This is a genomic window from Terribium retamae, from assembly GCF_022347545.1.
Lineage (GTDB): Bacteria > Pseudomonadota > Alphaproteobacteria > Rhizobiales > Rhizobiaceae > Mesorhizobium > Mesorhizobium retamae.
In genome coordinates this window covers 54,210-73,162 of sequence record NZ_JAKREW010000010.1, presented here as the reverse complement: position 1 = coordinate 73,162, position 18,953 = coordinate 54,210, and the positions used below count along the sequence as shown (strand labels likewise).

15 protein-coding genes are annotated in these 18,953 nt (G+C 60.0%); 9 read left to right on the top strand and 6 right to left on the bottom strand.

Translation table 11 applies throughout. The features are described from left to right. Positions 1-27 precede the first annotated feature (27 nt). The 4 genes from L4923_RS12815 to L4923_RS12800 all read left to right on the top strand — a co-directional run bounded on the left by L4923_RS12815 (position 28) and on the right by L4923_RS12800 (position 4,691). Positions 28-516 carry an Lrp/AsnC family transcriptional regulator gene (locus tag L4923_RS12815; RefSeq protein WP_239365516.1) on the top strand — a complete coding sequence of 163 codons (489 nt, stop codon included), beginning with the start codon at positions 28-30 and terminating at the stop codon, positions 514-516. 159 nt (positions 517-675) lie between these two features. Beyond that, positions 676-2,175: an NAD-dependent succinate-semialdehyde dehydrogenase gene (locus L4923_RS12810; RefSeq protein ID WP_239365514.1), complete on the top strand. Its 1,500-nt coding sequence runs from the start codon at positions 676-678 to the stop codon at positions 2,173-2,175. Positions 2,176-2,204: 29 nt separating this feature from the next. Next, entirely contained in the window at positions 2,205-3,584 is a 1,380-nt protein-coding gene (locus L4923_RS12805; protein WP_239365511.1) for an aspartate aminotransferase family protein, read from the top strand. Positions 3,585-3,593: 9 nt separating this feature from the next. After that, positions 3,594-4,691, top strand: coding sequence for an alcohol dehydrogenase family protein (locus L4923_RS12800; RefSeq protein ID WP_239365508.1), 1,098 nt, complete (start codon positions 3,594-3,596; stop codon positions 4,689-4,691). A gap of 73 nt (positions 4,692-4,764) precedes the next feature. Here the strand turns inward: L4923_RS12800 and metC are convergent, their stop codons facing one another. Then, positions 4,765-5,976, bottom strand: a complete 1,212-nt coding sequence (metC, locus tag L4923_RS12795) for a cystathionine beta-lyase (protein WP_239365504.1) — start codon at positions 5,974-5,976, stop codon at positions 4,765-4,767. A 96-nt stretch (positions 5,977-6,072) separates the two neighbouring features. Here metC and L4923_RS12790 point away from each other — a divergent pair, with 96 nt between their 5' ends. Continuing rightward, positions 6,073-6,954, top strand: coding sequence for a LysR substrate-binding domain-containing protein (locus tag L4923_RS12790; RefSeq protein WP_239365502.1), 882 nt, complete (start codon positions 6,073-6,075; stop codon positions 6,952-6,954). Between the two features lie 20 nt (positions 6,955-6,974). Here the strand turns inward: L4923_RS12790 and L4923_RS12785 are convergent, their stop codons facing one another. Both L4923_RS12785 and L4923_RS12780 read right to left on the bottom strand, forming a co-directional pair. Continuing rightward, positions 6,975-8,123, bottom strand: a complete 1,149-nt coding sequence (locus tag L4923_RS12785) for a GNAT family N-acetyltransferase (protein ID WP_239365499.1) — start codon at positions 8,121-8,123, stop codon at positions 6,975-6,977. Further along, on the bottom strand, positions 8,120-9,115 hold the full coding sequence (locus L4923_RS12780; RefSeq protein WP_239365496.1) for a sterol desaturase family protein: 996 nt from the start codon (positions 9,113-9,115) through the stop codon (positions 8,120-8,122). The genes L4923_RS12785 and L4923_RS12780 overlap by 4 nt, the downstream gene beginning before the upstream one ends. A gap of 352 nt (positions 9,116-9,467) precedes the next feature. On the opposite strand from L4923_RS12780, the gene L4923_RS12775 reads away from it, so the two are divergent. Next, positions 9,468-10,679: a glycoside hydrolase family 5 protein gene (locus L4923_RS12775; protein WP_239365494.1), complete on the top strand. Its 1,212-nt coding sequence runs from the start codon at positions 9,468-9,470 to the stop codon at positions 10,677-10,679. A 22-nt stretch (positions 10,680-10,701) separates the two neighbouring features. Here L4923_RS12775 and L4923_RS12770 read toward each other — a convergent pair whose 3' ends face one another. After that, a complete protein-coding gene (locus tag L4923_RS12770) occupies positions 10,702-11,805 on the bottom strand; it encodes a glycosyltransferase family 4 protein (RefSeq protein WP_239365492.1) in 1,104 nt (367 codons plus the stop codon). A 181-nt stretch (positions 11,806-11,986) separates the two neighbouring features. On the opposite strand from L4923_RS12770, the gene L4923_RS12765 reads away from it, so the two are divergent. Continuing rightward, positions 11,987-13,423, top strand: a complete 1,437-nt coding sequence (locus L4923_RS12765) for a lipopolysaccharide biosynthesis protein (RefSeq protein ID WP_239365490.1) — start codon at positions 11,987-11,989, stop codon at positions 13,421-13,423. Between the two features lie 18 nt (positions 13,424-13,441). Here the strand turns inward: L4923_RS12765 and L4923_RS12760 are convergent, their stop codons facing one another. Beyond that, the gene (locus L4923_RS12760) at positions 13,442-14,245 is read right to left on the bottom strand and encodes a WecB/TagA/CpsF family glycosyltransferase (RefSeq protein ID WP_239365487.1); all 804 of its coding nucleotides are present in this window, start codon (positions 14,243-14,245) and stop codon (positions 13,442-13,444) included. Positions 14,246-14,953: 708 nt separating this feature from the next. Here L4923_RS12760 and L4923_RS12755 point away from each other — a divergent pair. Next, positions 14,954-16,117: a glucosamine inositolphosphorylceramide transferase family protein gene (locus L4923_RS12755; RefSeq protein ID WP_275448386.1), complete on the top strand. Its 1,164-nt coding sequence runs from the start codon at positions 14,954-14,956 to the stop codon at positions 16,115-16,117. 7 nt (positions 16,118-16,124) lie between these two features. On the opposite strand, the gene L4923_RS12750 is transcribed toward L4923_RS12755, so the two are convergent. Further along, positions 16,125-17,402, bottom strand: a complete 1,278-nt coding sequence (locus tag L4923_RS12750) for a VpsF family polysaccharide biosynthesis protein (protein ID WP_239365482.1) — start codon at positions 17,400-17,402, stop codon at positions 16,125-16,127. 323 nt (positions 17,403-17,725) lie between these two features. On the opposite strand from L4923_RS12750, the gene L4923_RS12745 reads away from it, so the two are divergent. Beyond that, the gene (locus L4923_RS12745; protein ID WP_239365480.1) at positions 17,726-18,841 is read left to right on the top strand and encodes a glycosyltransferase; all 1,116 of its coding nucleotides are present in this window, start codon (positions 17,726-17,728) and stop codon (positions 18,839-18,841) included. Positions 18,842-18,953 lie beyond the last annotated feature (112 nt).

The window sequence follows — 18,953 nt, the reverse complement described above, 5'->3', positions numbered from 1 at the left end:
GTGTTGGCGACAGGAAAAGCAACGAATATGACCGGACTGAAACTCGACGCGATCGATCTGAAGATCCTCGACGCCATCCAGCGCGACGGGCGCATCACCAAGCTGGCGCTGGCCGAGCAAGTGGGATTGTCGCCGACGCCCTGCTGGATGCGGCTGGCGAAGCTGGAAAAGGCCGGCATCGTCTCAGGCTATCACGCCCGCATCGCCATGCGCGCCATCGCTCCCATCGCCACCGTGCTGATGGAAGTGACCCTGGGTGCCCACAGGCAGGCCGATTTCGAACGTTTCGAGCGCGCCATCCGCGACATTCCCGAGATCGTCGCCTGCTGGTCAGTGGGCGGTGGCGTCGACTACCTGCTCAAGGTCATGACCTCCGACATCGACGCCTACCAGCGCCTGGTCGATGCGCTGCTTGAACGCGAACTCGGCATCGATCGCTACTTCACCTACATCGTCATCAAAACGGTGAAAGACGAGGCCGTACTGCCGTTGCCCGAGCTTCTTGCGAGCGACTGAGCCACCACTTATCCAGGCCCTCTCTATCGCCGGGCGCGGCTTACTAAACTCTCTATTCCATCCCGCCAGAAGAGAGAAACTCTCCGCCAGACGCATGCGGAATGGTCTTTCTCTCGCGTCACCGTCCCTAGACTGCAGGCATCGACACGGAGGCCTGTCATGTCCGCTCACGCCCATTTCGCCCGCCAGCAGCGCCATGAAGCGCTCGATGGCCTGATCGACCGGCGGCTCTATCGCGAGCATGCCTATGTCGACGGGCATTGGACCGCGAGCGATGTCGCCGCAGGCTTCGAGGTGACCGATCCAGCCACTGGCGCGAACCTGGCCTGGGTTGCTGCCCTTGATGCCGCCCAGACAGGCAAGGCCGTCGACGCGGCCGCCCGCGCCCTGCCCAGCTGGAAAGCCCTGCTGCCGCAGCAGCGGTCGAACATCCTGCGCAAATGGTTCGAGTTGATCGTCGCAGCGAAGGACGATCTCGCTCTGCTGATGACGCTTGAGCAAGGCAAACCGCTGCAGGAATCACTCGGCGAAATCGACTATGCCGCCTCCTTCGTCGAATGGTATGCCGAGGAAGCGAAACGGCTGAATGTGGAGACCGTCACCAGCCATCTGCCCGGCGCTGAGATGGCCGTGCGCCGCGAGGCGCTCGGCGTCGTCGGCGTGGTGACGCCGTGGAATTTTCCTTCCGCCATGCTCACGCGCAAGGCGGCGGCGGCACTTGCCGCCGGCTGCACCATCGTTGCCCATCCATCCTCCGAGACCCCGCTTTCGGCGCTTGCCCTGGCTGAGCTTGGCGAGCGCGCCGGCGTGCCCGCTGGTGTCTTCAACGTGGTCACCGGCGATGCTGCCACCATCGTCGGTGAGCTTTGCGCCGATGCGCGTGTCCGGGCGATGAGCTTCACCGGTTCGACCGAGATCGGCCGGCTGATCGCCGCGCAATGCGCACCGACAATGAAGCGTCTGGTGATGGAACTGGGCGGGCATGCACCACTGATCGTCTTTGCCGATGCCGACGTCGACAAGGCTGTGAAGATCGCGATCGATGCTAAGTTCGCTACCTCGGGGCAGGATTGCCTCGCCGCCAACCGCATCTATGTCGAACGGCCGCTCTACGACCGATTCTGCGCAGCCTTCACCGAAAGGGTCGCAGAATTGAAGGTGGGCGCCGGCCTTGCCGGCGACAGCGACATCGGCCCGCTGATGCATGAGCGGGCAGTGAAGAAAGTCGATGAACAGGTGAAGGATGCCATCGCCAAAGGCGCGCGCCTGCTCTGCGGCGGCGAGCGCGATGCGGCCGGCTCCCTGTTCTACCAGCCGACCGTGCTGGCCGACCTCTCCGACGATGCGCTGATCATGCATGAGGAGACGTTCGGCCCGGTGGCGGCGATCACGCCCTTCGACACCGAAGACGAAATCGTCGCCCGCGCCAATGCATCCGAATACGGGCTTGTCGCCTATGCCGTTACCGAGAACGGCGCGCGCCAGCGCCGGCTGGCAAGCGCGCTTGAATACGGCATGGTGGCCGTCAACCGGGTCAAGATCACCGGCGCGCCCATCCCCTTCGGCGGCATCAAACAATCCGGCCTCGGGCGCGAAGGCTCGCGCCACGGCCTCGAAGCCTTCACCGACCTCAAATACATCTGCTTCGACCTGGCATAAGCCGGCGGCTGAGACAAAAAGGAGACGACATGCTGCAGCAATCCAACGAATTCGCCACCTGGGATCGCGATCACTTCTTCCACCCTTCGACCCATATGGGGATGCATGCGCGCGGCGAAATGCCGAACCGCGTCATGGCCGGGGGCGAAGGCGTGACGATTTGGGATACGACCGGCAAGAAGAGCCTCGATGCCTTCGCCGGCCTCTATTGCGTCAATGTCGGCTACGGTCGCCAGAAGATCGCCGACGCCATTGCCGAGCAGGCGAAGAGCCTTGCCTACTACCACGCCTATGTCGGCCACGGCACCGAGACCTCGATCCGGCTGGCCAAGATGATCATCGATCGCGCGCCGCAAGGCATGTCGCGCGTCTATTTCGGCCTGTCGGGTTCCGACGCCAACGAAACGAACATCAAGCTGATCTGGTACTACAACAACGTCCGCGGCAAGCCTGAGAAGAAGAAGATCATCTCGCGCTGGCGGGGCTATCACGGCTCGGGCGTGATGACCGGTTCGCTGACCGGCCTTGCCGGCTTCCACAACGCCTTCGACCTGCCGCGCGCGCCCATCCTGCACACGGAAGCGCCCTACTATTATCGCCGCGCCGACCGCTCGCAGTCCGAAGAACAGTTTTCGCAATATTGCGCCGACCAGCTCGAAGCGTTGATCCTCGCGCAAGGTCCCGAAACGATCGCTGCCTTCATCGGCGAGCCCGTGCTCGGCACCGGTGGCATCGTACCGCCCCCTGCCGGCTACTGGCAGAAGATCCAGGCGGTGCTTGCCAAATACGACATCCTGCTGGTGGCCGACGAAGTGGTGACCGGCTTTGGCCGGCTGGGCTCGATGTTCGGCTCCGACCATTACGGCATGAAGCCCGACCTCATCACCATCGCCAAGGGACTGACCTCGGCTTATGCGCCGCTTTCCGGCGTGATCGTCGGCGACAAGATGTGGAAGGTGCTGGTGGAAGGCTCCGACAAGCTCGGTCCGATCGGCCATGGCTGGACTTATTCTGCCCATCCGATCTGCGCGGCGGCCGGCGTCGCCAATCTGGAGCTCATCGACGAGATGGGTCTGGTGGAGAATGCCGGCGAAACCGGCGCTTATCTCAACCAGCAACTGAGCAAGGCGGTCGGCGGCCACAAAAATGTCGGTGAAGTGCGCGGTGAAGGCATGCTGGCGGCGGTGGAATTCGTCAAGGACCGCGACGGACGTGTCTTCTTCGACGCTTCCGAAAAGATCGGGCCGCAGGTAGCCGCAGCCCTGCTGGAACGCGGTGTCATTGCCCGCGCAATGCCGCAGGGCGACATACTGGGCTTCGCGCCGCCACTGTGCCTGACCAGGCAGGAAGCCGACACCATCGTCGAGAAGACGGCGGATGCGGTGAAGACCGTATTTTCCAGGATCTGAGACCCGATCATGAATGCGATTGCTAAACCTTTGCCCGACACCATGGCCGCTGTGCTGTTGACCGGCCATGGCGGGCTCGAGAAGCTCGTCTACCGCACCGACGTACAGATGCCGAAACCTGCCGCCGGCGAAGTGCTGGTCAAGGTGACGGCCTGCGGCATGAACAACACCGACGTGTGGGTGCGCCAAGGCGCCTACGGCACGGAAGAAGATGCGGCAGCCGTTTCGACCTGGCGCCGCCAGGGCAACACGCTGACCTTTCCGCGCATCCAGGGCACCGACACGGTGGGCGCGATCGTCGCCGTCGGCGAAGGCGTGTCCCCCAAGCGGCTCGGCGAACGGGTGATGGTGGACTTCTCCATCTACAACCGCGAAGACGATTCCCTGGCTGACATCGACTATATGGGCCACGGCCGCGACGGCGGTTACGCCGAATACCAGCTTGTGCCGGCCGAGAACGCGCATGTGGTGAACACGAACCTCAGCGACATCGAGCTCGCAACCTTCTGCTGCGCTTACCTGACCGGCGAGCAGATGCTGGAACGCGCCGGGTTGAAAGCAGGCGAGCGCGTGCTCGTCACCGGCGCTTCCGGCGGTGTCGGATCGGGCATCGTACAACTGGCCCGCGCACGTGGTGCCATCCCTTATGCCGTGGTCGGCAAGGGCAAGGAGCAGGCACTGCTCGACATCGGTGCGGAGAAGGTAATCACACGCGGCGTCGCCGACCTGCCTGGTGCCGTTGCCGAGGCGACCGGCGGCAAGCCGGTCGACGTGGTCGCCGACCTCGTCGGCGGTCCGGCCTTCAACGACCTGCTCCGCATCCTGCGACCGGAAGGCCGCTACACCACGGCCGGCGCGATCGCCGGCCCGGTGGTGCAGCTCGATCTCAGGACCATGTATCTGAAGCAGCTTCAGCTGCATGGCTCCTCGCAAGGCACACGTGCGGATTTCCGCCGCATCGTGCGCTACATCGAACAGAAGAAGATCAAGCCACTGGTCGGCGGCGTCTATCGGCTCTCGGACTTCCACAAGGCCCAGACCGACTTCATGGCCAAGGACTTCGTCGGCAAGCTGGTGGTCGTGCCTGACGCAATGTGGGCAGACTGATCCGCTGCACATGCCAAGCAGGCGATAAAGCGGTCGGCGTCACGCCGGCCGCTTCTCACAAGAGATCTGCGGCTCAGCGTGCTGCGGAGTGAGGCACTGCGCGCGAAAGACCGGTGGCGATCCGCATTTCGATGGTGCGCAGCATGCGCTGGAGATCGGCCATCAGGTCCTCATGCGCTTCCAGTCCGATGCTGACACGCAGAACCAGATCATTGCCGATCCACTTCGTGGCAGTGCGGTTCACCTTGACTGGCATCGGTGCGACCAGGCTGCGCGTTCCTCCCCACGACGCGCCAATGGCAAAGGTTTCGAGCGCATCGAGCGCTGCAGACACATGTTCGACAGCCTCCGGCACGAAGATGACGCTGAAGACGCCGCTTGCACCAAGAAAATCGCGCTTCCAGATGTCGTGGCCGGGGCAATCGACAAGCGCCGGGTAAAGTACGCGCTCGACAAGCAGATGGCCTTGCAGCCAGTCGATCGCCGCCATCGCCCCTTCGTGGGCATGTTTCATCCTGACGCCCAGTGTCTCCATGCCGCGCAGAACCAGCGACGCATCGTCCGGCGAAACACCTATGCCCAACCGCCCCATGCTCGAGCGGATGGTCAGGAAATGCGCCTCATCCGACACCGAGATCGAGCCCATCAGGACATCCGAATGGCCGGCGACATATTTGGTCAGGGCTTCCGTGACGATATCGGCACCGTGCATGAGTGGCTTGAAATTCAGCGGTGTCGCCCATGTATTGTCGCACCCGACCAGCGCGCCGTAGCGATGTGCGATCTCTGCTATCTTCGGCAGATCCTGGACCTCCATGGTGGTGGAACCCGGCGACTCGCACCAGACGATCCGGGTGCGCTCATCGATCAGCCGTTCGACTTCCGCCGGTGATGTTGGATCGTAATAGTCGACGGTCACGCCGAATTTGGGCAGGTCGCTGTCGGCGAAATCGCGCATCGGCGGGTAGACGGTGTCTGCGATCAGGACCTTGTCGCCTGCCCTGAGAAAGGCAAGCATCGCGATGGTGTTCGCTGCCTGGCCCGACGGCACCAGAAGCGTGCGGCCGCCCCGTTCGAGCTCCGACAGCTTGCGCTCCAACGTGCGCGTCGTCGGCGTACCGTAGAGGCCATAGGAATAGCCATCCGGCCCCCGCTCAAGGCGGTTGGCGTAGGCTGCCGCGTTCTCGAAAACGATGGTGGAAGCGCGATGGATCGCCGGCCCCAGAGGATCAAACCCCTCCATCTTTACTTTTGGCGTGATCACACACCGGGTCAGGTCGTTCATGGTCGATATTCCTTGGATTTGGACCCGAACCAAACATATTGAAAGCTATTCCGTCCAATACTAAGATTGCTTCTTATTATTCATCCAGGTTATACAATGTCGATGAATCTGCGGCAGATCGAGGTCTTCCACGCGGTGATGAAGACGGGAACGGCTTCGCGGGCCGCCGAGATATTGCGCATCTCCCAGCCGGCAGTGAGCAAAGCTATCCAGGAACTGGAACGGGTGATCGGTTTCCCGCTGTTTCATCGCATCAAGGGCCGGATGTCGCCGACAGCGGAAGGGAATCTCTTCTTCCACGAGGTCGAAACCTCTTTCTCCGGACTCGTTCATCTCAGAGGTGCGGCCGCCCGGATCCGCGATTTCGGCTCAGGCGAGATCAAGGTCGCCAGCCTTTCGGCCCTCAGCACCAATGTCATGCCCAAGGCGTTGAAGAGTTTTCAGCTGAAGCATCCCGATGTAGCCATCACCTTCCAGGCTCGCCTCTCCTCCGAAGTGAAGGAATTGGTGGCGTCGGGACAGTTCGACGTCGGCCTGGCGGCCGACGAGATTGATCTTGCCGGCGTCGAGGCCCGCGCGTTCCAGGACTACAGGGTGGAAATGGCGTTCCCCAAAGGGCATACGCTAACGTCCAAGGATGTGATCCGCCCGGCGGACCTGGATGGCCAACCCTTCATCGCGCTGGCGCCTGAAGATACAACCCGGCGCGCAGCCGAGGCGATCTTCGCCGATCATGGCATCCAACCCAAGATCGTTCTGGAGACTCCCTATTCGACGACCATCTGCGCGATGGTCGATGCGGGACTGGGTTGCGGCATGGTCAACCCGCTGACAGCGCAACCTTATCTGAACGGCAACCTTGTGCTGCGCCCCTTCGAGCCGGCGATCTTTTTCCGCACCTTGCTGCTGCTACCGCCCAACCGCCACCCGCCAAAGATCGCTCAGGAATTCATCGACCAGTTGTTGAAGGCTCGATAGGAATAACGGCCAGGCGGCTTTTAAGCCGCCTCTTCCGGCAAGGTGGCCTGCTCGGACCCGATTGCGCGCCTGTTTTTGATCTTCTGCCTGACACGGTCGGCAAAGGAAGCAAGTTTGCCCTGCGGCGTGCGCGCTCCAAGCACCGACTGGAGCGTCACACCCTCGGTTGCGAATCTGCTCTTGAAGGCGTAGCCGCCACAAAGGAAATCGACCATCCGCAACCCATGATCGATCGACCATTGTATGTAGTCCACGATCAGGACCATACCCGGCGAGGCCCGGCTGAACTCCGGATCATAGGTCGTGACGAATGCCATCATAACGTCGTTCTGGACGATGTTGATGGAGACCGCGACCATCGCGCCATTACACTCGATCACAAAAATGCGAAGCACACCGGCGCGCGCAAGCACGTCCACCAGTGCCGCAAGCACGGCCTCGCCTTCCTGGAAAAGATCGGATTCGAGCGACTGCTGCACCAGCCATCTGCGCTTGAGAACGGATAGCCGCTCCAGCACCGGCGCCAGCGGCTCATCAGGTGCAAGCAGGCGAAACTTCACTTCGCCGGCCTCTTCCAGCATCTTGAGGCCACGCCGATAATTCTGACGGGTTTTCTTCGGATGCGTCGCCAGCCATTCGGCTCCGTTCGCCCACTGCCCGGCCACACGATAGCTGACCTCTTCCCGATGATCGCGGCGAAGCTTGATGCCGCCGGAAACGCCGGGTTTGAACACCCGCTGGGCTGCCGCATCTGGCAACAGGCGGTTGATGAAGGCGATATCGAAACCGCCTTTCGACCATACACGGGCCCACAATTGGTCGAGGGCCGATTGGGAGCATTCCGGTGCAACCAGGATGTCCCCGTAATCCGTATAGCTTGTGGCGGCCCATTCGAGGAACCGAAGGCCTTTGCGCCTTCCGATCGCCAAGGGTATGACGGCGACCAGCCGATCGCCGTTCCAGATCAGGCCTATCCGCAGCGAGCGCTGATCACGATCGCGCACCGTGCCCCACCAGGCCGAAATCCAGCCATGGCTTTGGAAGATCAAACTGTCGGTTCGCTGCCACAGTTCCGTCCACGCGGATTCGACGGCAGCCAGGCGATCTGCCGAGCTGACGATCTCCAAACGCTCCGTTCCGAGAGTGTCGATCGCGACGGTTTCATTCATGGTTGAAGACGATCTTCCGGCTGCGCGACAGTTGTGGGGCGTCTTTTGAAGAATCGAACGATGTGTCCTGCCATCTTCTTGAGTGGCAGGATGTAGAGGCCGTAGAGCGATTGATAGTCGCGCACATCCCGGTCCATCAGACCGAATTTGAGTTCCTCGTCCGGATCGGGCACGAAATGCGTTCCGAACAGGCGATCCCAGAACGAGAATAGCAGGCCGAAATTCTTGTCATAATGCTTGGGGTTCACGCTGTGGTGCACCTGGTGCCAATGCGGAGACAGGATGATGTTGTCCAGCGGGCCGAATGAAATCTTTAGATGGGTGTGGCGGACAAAGTCCATCATCAGGATGTTGCGGATGACGTAGACATTGATGCCGAAGACGGCGACCTCCACGGGATTCAGCGCAATCACGCTCCATATGCCGAAGCAGATTCCCGGGATAACGCCATCCCAGGCACGGTTCATCAGATCGTCCAGCGGATGAACCCGATCCTTGGTTATCCCCACCATCACTTCCGCCGAATGATGCACCTTGTGCAGTTCCCAGAGAAACGGGAAGCGATGCTGGGCGACATGGTACAGATAGTAAGAGATGTCGTAGGCGATCAGCATGGTCGCAGTGAACAGAATAAGCGTCACTGGTCCGGCCGGCCCGTTGATGAGCGGCGCCGAAATGCCGAAGAGCCAGCCGAGCGACTCTTTTGTCGCATAGCCCACACTGGCGACGAATACGACGCCGGCAGGAATGAGCAGGACGGGCATCATCAACTTCTTGGTGATCCAGAACAAGAAATCTGCGCGCGCCGACGGGTGCAGGATGACTTCTGCCGGAAAGGCGAAATCGAAGAAGTCCCGGAAGGATTTATGCTCGACGGTTCGCCAGTAGACGATCAGGGCACTGCCCAATGCGGTGGCCAAAAGGAGACCGAGAACCGGCAGATTGATATTGGAAAGTTTTTCCGCAATCTTCGTGACGAACTCAGAAAACATCAGTGCGCCAGCTCCCCAGCCGTGAAATGGCGATCCGGTGAATTACGAACGCAATCTGCTGCATGTTGCCTGCAACAAGTGGATCATGGCGGCTGCAACGGCCAAGATACGCCTGATAACGTCACTAGCAGATCAATTCTAGCACAACAGTTAAATGTCCGAAAATAACCACTCGGATGCAGCCAACACGATGAACGCGCGGAGATCAGCGATGCTCGAGCAATTGCAGCAAAAGTGCGCAGTCGTTCTGCGTCCGCAATTGCGCAAAAACAAGGAGTTGGAGCATCCAGGCGTTTCTGCGAAAGGCGCACCTTTCCTAAGGGTCGTGTGCATTGCCATATGGACGCTCGGCATGGCGATGACCGCCGAAGCTGCCGCCCTGTCCCTCAAACGCGGCATTGGTCTGCACGATTGGCTCAACTGGTCGCCGGTCGAGAAAGACGGATCGTACAGGTGGCCGCCCTATCGCAGCGATATGGAATGGCTCAAGGAAAGCAGGCCTGATGTCGATTGGCCCGGCGGTGGCGAGGCCGAGTTTGCACGCATTCGATCGATGGGCTTCGACTTTGTACGGCTGGCCATCGATCCCGGCCCGATCCTCGCCAATCAGGGGGCCAAACGACAGCAGGCTCTCGACATACTTTCATCGGCGGTGGAGCGGATCACGGCTTCCGGCCTCAAGGTGGTTTTCGACATCCATAGCGCAGCCCAGGTTCCGGCCTACAGCATCGACATGGTCAACGGGGGCGCCGACAGCAAGGGCGTTGCCGACTATCGCAAGATGGTCGTGGAGGTCGCTGCCATGCTGGTCAAGTTTGGAACCGACAAGGTAGCGCTCGAACCTTTCAACGAACCGGCGTACGACCCGTGCGATTGGCGCAGCACCGATGACTGGCAGCGCATCATGACGGCCACTGTTCGCGATATTCGCACGGTCAGTACCGAACTCACCATTGTCGCAACAGGCGCCTGTGGCGGTGGCATTGGCGGATTGATCAACCTCGATCCCACCTTCGACGATCCGAACATCTATTACAGCTTCCACATGTATGAGCCTCACAGTTTCACGCATCAGCGCTCCGGAAAGCCCGACGGGGCATTCGTTTCCGGCCTTCCCTGGCCTGCCGACGCCAGCACGCCCGAAGTGGTGATCGAAACGCTTAAATCACAAATGGACGTCGCAGGCGTGAGCGCCGCTAACCAGCAGTTGAACCTGTCCAGAGCCCGTCCCCGGATCGCCCAATATTTCTGGGAGAATTGGGGGCAAAGTCAGCTCGAGGCCCGATTCCGTCAGGCGACGGATTGGGCCGGCGAGCATGGCATTCCAACCCAGCGGCTCTTCATGGGCGAGTTCGGCGTCATCCTGATGTCGGATGATGGCCGCAGGGGCGCCTTCGAAGCAGACCGCTTCCGTTATATAACGGCGGTGCGGCAACAGGCGGAGCAGTTTGGCATCCCATGGGCGGCGTGGGAGTACTCCAACGCGCAAGGCATGACGCTCATCCCGGCTAGCGGACCATTGGCACCAGACGCGAAGCTGCTGCAGGCATTAGGCCTGCCGTAGCCGCACCGCCATCGGGCAAATATCAGCGCTCGGTTGATGGCCTCTTTGAAGCGGCCGCCAACCAGAGGTCGCAGATTGCACCAACGAACGATGTGAGTTCCAATCGCTCGCGATGTACTGCCATGGCCGCCTTGCCGAGCCGCTCGCGCAATGGCTGGTCCTCAACAAGCCTGGTCAACGCCGTGGCCAAGGCATCGACATCTCCGGGTTGAACCAACAGACCAGATTGCTCGCTGGTGATGATGTCTTCCACAGCCCCCACTGGCGTCGTCACGATCGCAAGGCCGGCGGCCATGCCCTCGATGACGGAGACCGGAAGGTTCTCGGCAAAAGAAGGAAGCACAAGAATATCCGCCGATGCGATCAAAGATTTGACCTGATCGGGTCCGGCCCAGCCTGGGAGCACAATGCGCTCGGAAAGACCAAGTTCGGCCGATCTTGCTCGTGCGGCCTCGACCTCGCCATCTCCGGCGATTGTAGCGCGCCATCCTTCAAGGGGCTTCATGCGATGAAGCGCTTCGAACAATTGAGGCACACCCTTGCGATCGCCAATGCGACCCAGAAACAGGATGTGGGCCTTGTCCCCGCCGCCGACATGCGGCAGCGTCGGGATTTCGGCTGCGTTGGGCACGATGACGATGTTGGGGATGGCGGCTGGAGCGCGGCTCGCGATGAAGTCGCGCCAAACCCGTCCCAAAACCACGACGCGGCTGGCATTCTCGAACATCCGCCGAATGCACCGGTTTTTGAAGCTCTGGCTTTCAGTCCAGAACGCCGGATATTGGGCCCCGTGCAGATGTAGCACATAGGGGATGCCGAGCAGTCGCGCGCACTTCGCAATTACCAATTTGCGATAGGTGCTGCCGTAGTCCGACACGTTGATGTGGACGACGTCCGCCCGCCCCACCAGCCGAGCAACTGCCATGCGGAGGCAGAAGCCGCTCATATAGAAGAACGAGAGCGCAACCGGACCTGAACCTCGGCTCGGCAGAAAACGAGCGTCGATATCAACCCGTTGTTGCCGCTCAAATTCCTTTCGCAGAGCGGCCATGATGCGATCGATACCGCCCTGACCCGACACACCTTCCGGCGTCGCAATCAGGACATGGACTTTTCTATTCTGCATGAGACGCCACAGTATGTTTGGAATTTGAATAACACGGGTCTGGCAAATCCAACGCGAAATCTGCGAGTAAGGTTTACAAGAGATCTTTTAGTTCAAATTGAATCTGTTCACCCTTTGACGATATCCCGCTGGATTTCCCGACGAGCAACGGTTAATCGAAAGTGAATTGCCGGGATACGCTTTGCTATTACGCTCCACACTCATCTATGGCCCTGCGATCCTGCTGACGCGCATCTCGGCTTTGCTCCTGCTCGTCGTCATGACGCGGCTGATCGATCAGACCGAATACGGTCTGCTGACCCTGGTGGTCACCGTCGGAGAAATGACGGACGTCGCCGTCACCAACTGGCTGCGCATCGCCTTGCTCCGGCTTGGCGGTAAAGGCGATGTCAGCCGCGGCAGCCTGGTGCTCGCGGGCCAGGTATTGCTTGGCAGTACGATACTGGCCCTGGCAGTTTCTGTGATCGCTTCGGCAGTGATCGTACCCGAACGTTGGGACGAGTTTGCGATCGCAGTCTGCAGCTATCTCATCGCCGGCGCCATCGGCCGCTTCGCACTGACGGTGTTGCAGATGCAGCAGCGCCATTCTGTCTACTCGGTGCTCGAAACCCTGCGCGGCCTGCTGCAATTCGTACTTCCCGTCGCCGCTGCCATCATGCTCAAGCCTAGCTTTCTGACGGTATCGCTTGGCTCGAGCCTCGGTGCGCTGATCGCCGGCATCGTAGCATGCGTCATGGCTTTCCGACTGGTTGTTACCGGGCCGTCGCGCTTTACCCGCAAGGAGTTCTTTGCCCTCGGTGTGCCCATGGTGGTGACAGCGCTGGCCGGTTTCGGGCTCAACAGCGCGGAACGGATATTCCTCAAGATCTACTATGACGCGGGCGCAGTTGCGAATTTCGCAGCCATCTACGTGTTGGCCCGACAGCCGATCGACATGATCGCCAACGCCATCAATATGGGGGCATTTCCTGAAGTGGTCAGCCGCTTTGACGAGGAAGGCCGAGAAGCGTCCGCGAAACTTCTTTCCCAGTTGATGGCATTGATGATGCGCCTTTGCCTGCCGGTAGCGGCGATGCTCATTGCGCTGGACTCCGACATCACGCGGTTGCTGCTGCCCTCGGATTATCACGACGTCAGGCTGCTGTTTCCGCTTATCGCCTTCAGCGTTCTTTGCGCCAATCTCACGACCTTCGTCTATGGTGGAGTGATACACGCACACAAGCGGCCCTGGCTGCTTATTATCGTGACGTCACTCGGCTCGGTCGCAACGATCGCCCTTTCCTTGCTCCTGATCCCAGCGATGGCGGAACTGGGCGCTGCGCTGGCGTTAGCGGGCGGATCAGCAGTGGCCCTCGTGGGCTGCATCGTCATCAGTCAGAGGCTCACACCGGTGCCCGTGCCTTGGCACGACATCGGCAAATCCGTCGTTATCGCTACGAGCACCGGTCTCGTCGCCGCCCTTACCGCCGCCCTGCTTGGTCATGCGCCACCAATCCTGCCGCTGGCCGCCGGTGGCACCGCCGGAGCAGCGACGTTTTTTGCGCTGATCTGCATGTTTTATCCAGCTGAGGCGATGCTATTCATCGACAAGATCAAATCCCGCCTGCCGAATTCATAGTCCGTCGCCAAAGCCGCCTTATTGGCTGACATTTCGGCGTGCCCACCGGTTCCGAAGCTCCCGAAACAACAATCCCGCATAGGCAGTATTGGTATCGTAATAACGGCGCCACAAACGTCGCGGTTCCTGTACAAGGCGGAACACCCACTCAAGCCCGACCTCCTGAATGAGTACCGGCGCCCTGGCGACCTTACCGCCGTAGACATCGAAACCGCCACCGACACCTGTTACAAAACTCGGCTTGAGCTCATCTCGATAGCGCTTGAGAAAGCGCTCCTTGTTCGGCGTGGGCATAGCCACAAAAAGGCAGTCGGCACCCGATCCATTGATTGCCGCAACGATGCCAGCCTCATCATCAGGCTTGAAATAACCGTTGCGCCGACCGGCAACAACGAGGCTCGGATAATCTTTGGCAAGCCGCGTTGCAACCGCATCGAGAACATGTTGTTCGGCGCCCAGCAGGAAAGGCTTGTAGCCGCGCTCCGCGCATAGGCTGAACAGGTTGAGCATGACGTCATAATTTGCCACGCGCTCCGGCAGCTCCACACCACAGAGGCGTGCGCCCCAAAGCACGCCTTTGCCGTCGACGTTAACCATGTCCGCCGCTGCAATATCCTCGTGCAATTCGGCGCTCTGCCTCATGCTCACGATTGTGGCGACGTTGACGACCACGTGATGCAACGGCCGCCGCAAGCGGATCGCTTCTTCGATGATGGCCAGTGTCTCGGCCATGGTCAGCGCGTGGATTGAAGTTCCAAGGAACTCGCGACGCCGTGACGCCAGAAGGGCGTGCTGCGTCCATGCCCCGTCCGCTGCGCTCATGCGGCCTCCGCTCTCGATAGAGAGGCCGACCGACCGGTCCGTGGCTTTTTGCCGTTGACGCGACGGTCGGACCTGCCTGCTTTACGCCAGGCGGGTAGAGCCCGGGCTTCGATCGGCTTCTTGTGCCAAGCAGCCTCTGGCCTCATGTCGAACATGATCCGCAATCTCGGCCTTGTGGGCGTTTGTGGGCAGGATTGAGCACAATCCTCGTTCGGCAATCTGGCCACCAACGGCCCGCTTTGAAATTGCGAATAATCAATGCAGGGATGACAACATCTTGGAAAGTACGTCGGTGACCTCATCCTTGACATATGATTTGTGACCGGTCCATGTGGCTCTGCTAAACTAGCCTCTTGATTGGAGAGACCAAATCAAGGGATAGCTTAAGCGGGTTGGGGTTTAAAAGAACATATTCACTTGGCCAGTATTTTAATCATCAGCCATGCTGACGGATCTCGGCGCTGGCAAAATGAACTTTTGGCGCGTCTGAAAGCGGCTGGCCATGCGGTTTCGAGCCGCCATGTACCAGTACCCACGCCTCCTGCGCGTGGATTGGACACTGTCCTGGCGATCGAGAGCTGGCGTTTCGGTCCCTCGCTGGCAAGCCTTTCCGAGCCACTGCCCGAGAGCGATTCCGGCCCTGCGGACATTGTCATCGACCTCACCGCCAACCCGGCCGCCGGTGCTATCAGACCAGGCGTGCCAGTCTTGACGCTCGAATTTTGCGGCCACAATACCTTCCCAGCGGGGGTGGTCGAAATACTGGCAGGTAAATGTTTGCCGGAACTTGCGGTTCGTCTCGATGGAACGACAGTTGCCCGGGGGCGGCCAGTGCAGTGGGATCGTCTCTGGCTGTCCCGCAGTTGCAACGACCTGCTCGCTGGAGCCATTTCGCTGCTCGTGCAGAGCGTTGCGCGTTTCATGGCCGGCAAGCTCGTACCAGTGGCCGATTTGCCAACGCCGATCACGACAGGCGACGAATTTCTCCGCCGCTACCTTCCTCATTTCTTCAGGGACTTGTGGTGCCGAGCGAAGCAAAAATTCAAACTTGGGCGGCGCCCCTTTTACTGGCAAGTCGCTTATCGGCTGATCGACGGGGCAGGCGTCGCCGAAACCGGCAGACTCGACGGCACGCCCTTCACAGTCCTCCCGGACGATGGGCGGCGGTTCTACGCTGATCCGTTTGTCTTCGAGCACGATGGCCGCTGCTATCTGTTTGTCGAAGAGTTTCCTTATGCGACAGGCCGTGGGGTGATTTCCGTTGCCGAGCTGGGCGGCGATGGGACTTTCGGCGTGCCCCGAGTCGTGCTGGAAGAGCCGCATCACCTTTCATACCCGCAGGTATTCGCCCACGAAGGGGAAATTTTCATGATCCCCGAAAGCGCCGCGGCGCATGAGCTTGTGCTCTATCGGGCCGAACGGTTTCCAGATCGCTGGACGCGCGACACTGTTCTGATAACGGGCAGACAATTCAATGATGCGACGCTGCTCGAAACAGATGGGCGCTATTGGTTGCTGGGAACGGAGAAGTTTGGCTACGGCAGCGCGTCGGACACGATGGCAGTCTATTCGGCTTCCTCCTTGCGCGGCCCCTGGATCGCGCATGCCCTCAATCCCATCGCGGTCGACCACTCGAAAACCCGACCCGGCGGCGCCTTTATTCGGCGCGGTGATGCCCCGGTGCTGCCGGTACAAAACGGATCGAGCGCCTATGGTGGCGGCTTGGGGCTGATGCGGTTGGAGCAGCTTGACGATTTCGATGTTCGGTTCGCGCCACCCCGCCCGATAGATACTGGTCCGGCATGGGCCCGCTCGGGAATCCATACGCTCAATCGTGCAGGTCGAGTTGAAGTCGTGGATAGCGCCGGTTGATTTGAACTTACCGAGACTGCGGCCTCGGATCTGAGTTTCGCTCGGATACAGAAGCGGTCGACGACCTCCGCTCCAGCGGATTTCGATAGGCCAGCAGCAACACCACGAGCATCCCGATATCCGGCGCTTTTGACGTCAGCGCATTGTTCGACAGCGAAGCAAGCAGATATGTGATGGTAGCTATCCATGCCGGCATCGCAGCACCACGCAGCAGCCGAAAAATAAACCAGAGTATCAGCGCCATAAAAAGCAAACCGGCGGGCAAGCCGAACATCATGATGATCACGACCGGCGCGCTCTCGATAAAGGGCAGGTTCAGCTTCTCGTTGACGATCTTCAGGAGCTCGCCACCATCCATACCAAGAAAGATGTCTTTCCAGCTGACATAGCTGAAGACCTGGTAGATCGTGATGCGTGACATGAAATTCGCGTCAAAGAGCGTGTCGCCGAAACGAACGAGCAGACCGCCTGCGAACATCACAGCCACCAGCGCTGCGCCGGCTGCTAGAGTAAACAACAACACGATAAACTTGGCTTGGCGCTCATGCTTGGGCGACAGGCGTGGCCAGCGCACGAAAAGCAGCAGAACGAGAATTTCGCCGGAAGCGAGGATCAGCGCGGTACGAGCTCCGGATGCGGCACAACCAACGTATAGTATGAAGATAGCGCTCAACCGCACCCACATGCGCCAGTTCGTCATCGCCACGAAGCCGATGGCTGTAGCAGAGATACCCCCAAGAGACAGCGGATGCGACGACAGGCCGATGGGCCTGAAAGCCAGTTCGGCTTCTGAATAGGGCATGAAGCGATGCTGGGTCACTGCTTCGACGATGCCAATCGAAGCGCTTAATATCAGCATCGCCAACACGGCGTCGCCCAGCCTCCGCCGCGTGTCTGTATTAAGACCCAGCATCACCAGACCTGCCGCGCTGGCTACCGTATATGCGTCAATGACAAAGCCCGATGCATTCGCGTGGCCGGCGATGAACAGATAGGCCACCAGGACGACCGTGGAAGCCGAGAAGAACAGCAGGGCTTTGAAGAGCCCGACTTCGTCGCGATGCAACAAGAAGGGTCTGCTGAAGAGGACGAGAACAAGCAGCAGGAAAATCGCATAAGTGCCGAAATGCAATTTGGCGTAAAAGGGTCCCCCGTCGGTCGTGTAGGGAACGAACCTGTTCATCGTCTGCACCGACATCGTGAAGCGAAGCAGAAATGCCGACGCTGCACAGAACAGCAACAGGATGGATAGCGCATTCTGACGGCGCGCCTGGCTGGTCGCCAATCTTTCCGATCCGCCGGCGAGAGAGCTCATGACCTATCCACGTGGAGACAACCAACAGGGCATCCTGGCCAACGAGACCAAGTCAGTCTCCGCAAAACGCACTAGGATACAATGCAACAAGATAAACAAACATGGCGAATGAAGTATTAACAAGCGATCGTCGGGGCTGACGCCACTTAGTGAATTTTAACGAGTAGGCACCATGTTTTGGCGGGCGGATTTCGACATCAGGGGCCGCATCAAGCTGGCGAGCATGCCGAAGCCGCAACCGAGCGGCCGAAACTAGCCAGGGCGTATACAGACCGGCAGCAGGGGCATAATCCGTGGGGAAGCGTATCGTTTTTCACATAGCAAGCCTGACGGGCGGCGGCGCAGAGCGTGTCTTTGTCCTCATGGCAAACGAACTGGCGGCCCGCGGTCACGACGTCACACTTTTCACCTGGAACGCGGAAGGGCCTAACGCAGCGCTGCGTTCTCCCACCGTGCATCTCATCAACTTTGGCCTTCCCGTAAGAAACGATCGTTACGGCAAGTTCGCAACGCTGAAAGGTATCGTGCGAAGCGCCCGGCTGTTCAGACGTCTCGATCCGGATGCGGTTTACTGCGGGCCCGAATTCGCCAATCTGGTCATGACGATGGCACTGCTGCTGGCGCGGAGCCGCGCGATGTTCTTTCCGAGCTTCCATGCAGCGGCGTCGCTGCCGGCCAGCACGCGTGGCGCCAGGATTGCGACTTCCTGGCTTTCTAGACTAGCTGCGATGCGCACGACGAAAGTCATCGCCGTTTCGGCGGGTGTCGGCCATGACATCATGGCTCGCGGGTTCCCCAAATCCAAGGTCGTCGTCATCAACAACCCGCTGCCGCTGGCGACGACTTCGCAACGACATTCCTATGCCTGGCAGGAAAAACTGGCAGCGATGGGCAATGGCCCCGTCATTGCCACTGCCGGCCGCCTTGTGCCGGTCAAGGACCATCGGACCTTATTGCAGGCCTTCGCGATCCTGCGCGCCAAACGCCCGGCTCGACTGGTCATCTTCGGCGAAGGTCCGCTGAGCGAGGATCTCCATGCATACGCCGAAGAAACCGGTGTCGGCGCCGATGTGCTGTTTGCCGGTTACGTCAACGATCCCGCCGCCTGTTATGCAGCAGCCGATCTGTTTGTCCTCTCGTCCACAAGCGAGGGCTTTGGCAACGTATTGATTGAAGCAATGGCCGCAGGCGTTCCCGTGGTTTCGACAGACGCACCACATGGACCGCGTGAGATTCTCGAGAACGGCCGTTACGGCACTCTGGTGCCGGTTGGCGATGCCGCAGCGTTGGCAAAGGCGATGTCCGAAACATTGGACCAGCCGATCTCTGCCGCAACCTTGAAAAGCAGGGCCGCTGATTTCGACGTCAAAAAGATCGGCGATCGATACGAAGCGTTGCTCGGCGCATAGGACTAACGCTGTGCGCAGCATGCCGGTTGGCTACCAACTCATGTACAAACATGGAAAATAAAATATTAACGATGTTTCGTTAATCAGACTACGCGTGAAGAATAGCAAGGGT